Source organism: Bartonella queenslandensis AUST/NH15 (assembly GCF_000312585.1).
Classification (GTDB): Bacteria; Pseudomonadota; Alphaproteobacteria; order Rhizobiales; family Rhizobiaceae; genus Bartonella; species Bartonella queenslandensis_A.
In genome coordinates, this window is the sequence record NZ_HE998005.1 from 36,173 (window position 1) to 39,011 (window position 2,839).

Genomic DNA, 2,839 nt, shown 5'->3' on the forward strand with positions numbered 1-2,839 from the left:
AGATGGATACAATAAACCAAACGCATGAAGTGCCACAAAAGAGTAAAAGCATAGTATGCGCAATGCGTCGCATTCCAAGACGTCCGACAAATCGAGAATTCATGAATGATGAGAAAGCCTGAAATGCAGCACCGATGGCAAATGCTATCGGAAACCAAAAGCCTAGTTTGTAAATTCCTTCATAGGTTTGTTGTGATGTATTAACAGCAATAAAAATACAGCCTAAAATGATGGAAGTTGCCAGTGTGTAGCAAAGTGTTGTACGATTTGTTATAACAACCCATAAATTGTGTTTTACTGAAGAAAAGGAAAGAGGGCGCTGTTCATGAAGTGTTTCAGGCAAGCGAAATTGAATCCAAATCATTAGCCCAAAACCAATCATTGCCATGAAAATAAAAATAAATTGCCAATGTCCGAGTAGTAAAATGATCTGTCCTGTTGCAGGACCAATCATTGGGGCAACAAGAAAAACCATCATAACAATAGACATAACTTCTGCCATTTTTCGGCCGCTGTAGAGATCTCGTACAACGGAAACCGTAAGAACGCGCATAGCAGCTCCTCCAATGCCTTGCAAAATACGCAAAATAAGCAAGAGAGAAAAATCAGTTACAAAGGCACAACCAATTGCCGTAAATGAATAAAAAGCAAGCCCAAGAAGGATAAGTTTACGTCGTCCATACCGATCGCTTATTGGACCAAAAAATATTTGAGCAATACCATAGCTAATAAGATAACTCGAAATGATATAATGTTGGTCATTTTCGCTGAGAACATTTAAGCCTTCCAAAATATTGGGCATAGCTGGCAACATAATATCTACAGCTATAGCGTTAATAGCCATGAGTGAAGCAATAAGAATAACAAATTCTTTATAGCCAATTTTTTTCTTAATCACATCACTGTGCGTCTGTTCATCAATTGAATAAGACATACGGCACCCTTGAAATAAAAATTTCGTCTGAAAACAGCTCTTTTTAAGAGTCTGAATAAAATGAAAGATACCTATGATTGGTTATAAGGAATATTCTTTTCTTTCAAAAGCTCCTGTAACTCATTGTTTTGAAACATTTCTTTAACAATATCACACCCCCCAATAAATTCACCTTTGACATAAAGCTGTGGAATTGTTGGCCAATTTGAGTAATCTTTGATCCCTTGACGCAGTTCGTTAGAAGTTAAGATATTAATCCCTTTATAATTCAATCCCAAATAGTCAAGAATTTGAACGACTTGTCCTGAAAAACCACATTGCGGAGCGTCAGGGGTTCCTTTCATGAATAAAATGACGTCGTTTGTTTTAATCTCGTTGTCAATAAAATCATGAATAGTGGTCATTTTTATCCCTCGATATTTTAGGTTTTGTAAATATGTGATTTATGCTCGCTCTTGTTTTAATCGTATTGAACGAATGAATGCAAGAAGAAAATTTAGACTATTTTGGGATACTTGTTTGCAACATTAAGGCATGAAGATCATTTCCCATATTGCCTTTAAGGGAATCATAGACCATTTTATGTTGCTGAACACGGGTTTTACCACGAAAACTCTCAGAAATAACTTCTGCAGCATAATGTTCCCCATCTCCAGCAAGATCACGAATTATTACAGTGGCATCGGGTATGCCTTCACGAATAAGCGTTTCAATTGCATGGGCACTCATTGCCATCACGATTCTCCTATGTTGTTCATCTTTTTGTAAGAGCTGTTTAAAAGAAAAAGAATAAATTTTTTACTTTTCACCCATAAATTGTGGAAACCAGTTCTCATAGGCTTGTGTAAGTTTTTCTACCGAAAGTGTTAATATACCATCTATGTTAAGAGAATCTCCCTCAACGTGACCTAGCTCTGTTAGAGAAATGGCATGGGCTTGCGCGTGCTCTTTAAAACTGCTGAGAACATGAGGTTTAATGGCTAAAAGATAACGTCCTTGGTCTTCTCCAAAAAGTTCTGCATGATGGGAGGATTTATTGCTTAATTTTACTTTAACTCCTTTGCCTGCTTTAATCACCATTTCTGCAAGTGCAATCGCTAATCCCCCATCAGAAATGTCATGAGCGGCATGAACAAAACCGCTACTAATAACATCTCGAACGAACTGACCATGTTTTTTTTCAAGTTGTAAATCTATGGGAGGAGGGGCACCTGCATCAATATTTAAAATGTTACGTGCATAGATTGATTGTCCTAAATGAGAACCACAATCTCCCACTAAAATGATACTATCTCCATTTTGCATACCACTTATTGTTACCATTTTAGACCAATCACTAAGAAGACCTACACCAGCAATTGTGGGGGTAGGAAGAATAGCTTCTCCATTTGTTTCGTTATAGAGAGAAACATTGCCTGAAACGATAGGGAAATCAAGGATTCTACAAGCTTCTCCTATACCTTTAATAGCCAAAATCAGTTGTCCCATAATTTCAGGTTTTTCAGGATTACCAAAATTAAGGTTATCTGTCGCAGCTAGTGGTGTTGCACCTGTCGTACTAATATTTCGCCAGCATTCTGCAACAGCTTGTTTTCCTCCTTCATAAGGGTCTGCTTCACAATAGCGCGGTGTTACATCAGAAGAAAAAGCAAGAGCTCGTTTACTCTTATTGCTTATGCGGATAACGCCTGCGTCACCTCCCGGACAAATGAGGCTATTTCCTTGAATAAGAGTATCATATTGTTCATAAACCCATCGTCGTGAACTTTGATCAGCCGAATTCAATAAGGTCAGAAGTGTATCACCAAGATTCTCAACTTTTTTGACGTCTTCTGCTTTCAGAAGCGTTTTTTTTGCCGGTTCACTCCAAGGACGGTCATAAACAGGCGCTTCATCACCAAGCTC

General features: G+C 37.9%; 4 protein-coding genes. All 4 read right to left on the reverse strand.

What is annotated here, in order from left to right; genetic code table 11:
- Positions 1 to 934: multidrug effflux MFS transporter (locus tag BN338_RS06485; RefSeq protein ID WP_039760230.1), on the reverse strand; the 934-nt coding region annotated here is incomplete at its 3' end.
- A 71-nt stretch (positions 935 to 1,005) separates the two neighbouring features.
- The gene (gene grxD, locus BN338_RS06490) at positions 1,006 to 1,338 is read right to left on the reverse strand and encodes a Grx4 family monothiol glutaredoxin (protein WP_039760233.1); all 333 of its coding nucleotides are present in this window, start codon (positions 1,336 to 1,338) and stop codon (positions 1,006 to 1,008) included.
- 97 nt (positions 1,339 to 1,435) lie between these two features.
- Positions 1,436 to 1,669 carry a BolA/IbaG family iron-sulfur metabolism protein gene (locus tag BN338_RS06495; protein ID WP_039760235.1) on the reverse strand — a complete coding sequence of 78 codons (234 nt, stop codon included), beginning with the start codon at positions 1,667 to 1,669 and terminating at the stop codon, positions 1,436 to 1,438.
- Positions 1,670 to 1,732: 63 nt separating this feature from the next.
- Positions 1,733 to 2,839, reverse strand: a 1,107-nt coding sequence (locus BN338_RS06500; RefSeq protein WP_039760238.1) for an AIR synthase related protein, incomplete at its 5' end; no start/stop codon positions are given.

What these genes read in the sequence shown, in the direction of transcription:
- grxD (WP_039760233.1), bottom strand. Translation starts at nt 1,338, where the DNA reads ATGACCACTATTCATGATTTTATTGACAACGAGATTAAAACAAACGAC.
- BN338_RS06495 (WP_039760235.1), bottom strand. Translation starts at nt 1,669, where the DNA reads ATGGCAATGAGTGCCCATGCAATTGAAACGCTTATTCGTGAAGGCATA.